The organism is Fulvivirga lutimaris (assembly GCF_009711525.1).
In the GTDB taxonomy this organism is placed as follows: Bacteria; Bacteroidota; Bacteroidia; order Cytophagales; family Cyclobacteriaceae; genus Fulvivirga; species Fulvivirga lutimaris.
Genome location: NZ_SMLV01000274.1, coordinates 1234 through 3091, shown reverse-complemented (window position 1 = coordinate 3091; position 1858 = coordinate 1234). Strand labels below are relative to the sequence as shown.

At 36.4% G+C, this 1858-nt stretch carries 3 protein-coding genes; all 3 read right to left on the bottom strand.

The genetic code is table 11. The annotated features are described in order from the left end of the window. Positions 1 to 426 (bottom strand): hypothetical protein (locus E1140_RS04330; RefSeq protein WP_221412627.1); only part of this gene is annotated, 426 nt, incomplete at its 3' end. Between the two features lie 48 nt (positions 427 to 474). Beyond that, positions 475 to 1014: a hypothetical protein gene (locus tag E1140_RS04325; RefSeq protein ID WP_155179419.1), complete on the bottom strand. Its 540-nt coding sequence runs from the start codon at positions 1012 to 1014 to the stop codon at positions 475 to 477. Beyond that, a partial coding sequence (locus E1140_RS04320; RefSeq protein ID WP_281350351.1) for an RHS repeat-associated core domain-containing protein occupies positions 986 to 1858 on the bottom strand: 873 nt, incomplete at its 5' end. The genes E1140_RS04325 and E1140_RS04320, both read right to left, overlap by 29 nt.

Sequence of the window (1858 nt, the reverse complement as noted above, 5' to 3'; positions counted from 1 at the left end):
GGCTTCCTTAGCTACCGATGCAGAGTCTTTAGGCACGCCTTTAATATCAATGCCTGTTTCGTCTTTGATGGTTTGATTAGCCATTGAAGCCGCTTTATTGGCTACAGCAGCTGAATCAGTAGGAATATTAGTATTCAGCTCTTCTTCCAGCCTTTTCTTTGCTTCTTGTTTGGCCTGATCTGTTAAGGTGGAGTCTAGTGCTACGGGTACATCTACATAGTTATTTAAACTATCTGCGAGTGCTTTGTTGGCCTGTTTTTTAAGTTCACTAGCTATAGCCGCTGAATCTGTGGGGATAGTATTCAGGTTTAATGAATCAACTACCGCATTAGCCACTTGAGTAGAATCTGCGGCAGGCTCGTTATCTTGCGACCAGACTTGAATAGCTAACGCTAAAAATATTAAAAGTAATACTAGTTTTTTCAAGTTTTAGTCTTTATGGTCTCAGTGAGTCGCTAAGACCAGATGAGGGCTTTAAAAATCTTCTGTTTTAACAAATTCTTTAATAATAACTAAACTTTGACTTTGTTTTGCAAAATATCTAATTGGTAGTCCATAGGTTCTTTGCTCAATATTTTTGCAGAATCTCCTTCTTACTTTCTTATCATTAATTTTGTTGGGGTCAATATACTCAACATAAAGTTTAATCTCCTGAAGGTCTTCTATTTTACCCGTCTTTTCTACCTTATATATGTAAGTAGAATTAGCAGTTACAGGGACAAGATTTATTTCATACCAAGGGTCTACATATGGGTCATTTATTGAGTTTATCGCGTCAATAATTATTATTCCAGCATTACTACTTGCTTCTCTACTCCCAATCTGGCCTATAAAATATAATGTCATAGCGTTTCTATTGTCAACAACAACGCTCGCTTCATAAGATGAATCAGTCAATGATTGTAACTTGATATCAAATCCAAATTCATTTTGAGCTTTTAGGGATAGAGGGCCTAATGATAATACTATAATTAATAGACTGTATCTAAAATCCTTTCTTAATAACTTTTCCATTCTTATCTCTAAAATAAATTTGATTCAAATTATAGCTCCCATTAGGAGATTTATTATGAGCATCTGGTCTTGACATCTGCCCACTTGTCATGTAGTACATTTCTCCAAGAACATGACCTACAATTAATTTCCTGCTAGCTCCATGGAGAGCAGCACTACCTGGAACCACTAGTCCCGGATGTGTAGCAGCAGAACCATCATACCCTTTTGGAGGAATCCTCATTACACTATTTCCTGGCCCACTACCAAACCCATATACTTGGCGGGTCCAATTACCTGTTTGCCATGGCGATTGTGCATTGGTTGTCATGGAATGATCAGGATATAATGTAGTTGATCTAGTTCCCTCAGTCACATTTGTCAAGGATGAAATATACAATCCCGGTTTTGGGTTAGCTGTTTCAACATCCCCTACTTGTATAGACATTACTTCTGATACCTCATACAAATATTTTTCAGAACCATTAACTATACCATCGAGTAATTTCATTTTAGACCCACCCCTCAATTTGCCTTTCTTATTTCTCTTTAACCCTTCTGTATTAAACGAAACTTCTCCTGTTTCTTTGTCATAATCAATCCTATCTCTATGTTTTTTACGCACTAAACTCTTCAAGTCATTAATTGCCATTTCTTTATCTCCAGCAATATCTAAAGAGTCACCATTTACATCAATAAACTTGATTGGATTATTTGCCCCATATTGATATGGTGTGAAATCATAATACATTTCAGCGAACCTATCAATATTAAAGAACCTACCCAATGCAGCGTCATAGTTTCTTGCCCCATATGCATACCAATTCACATCCAAATCAGTAATCTCTTCCTTACCATTATACAA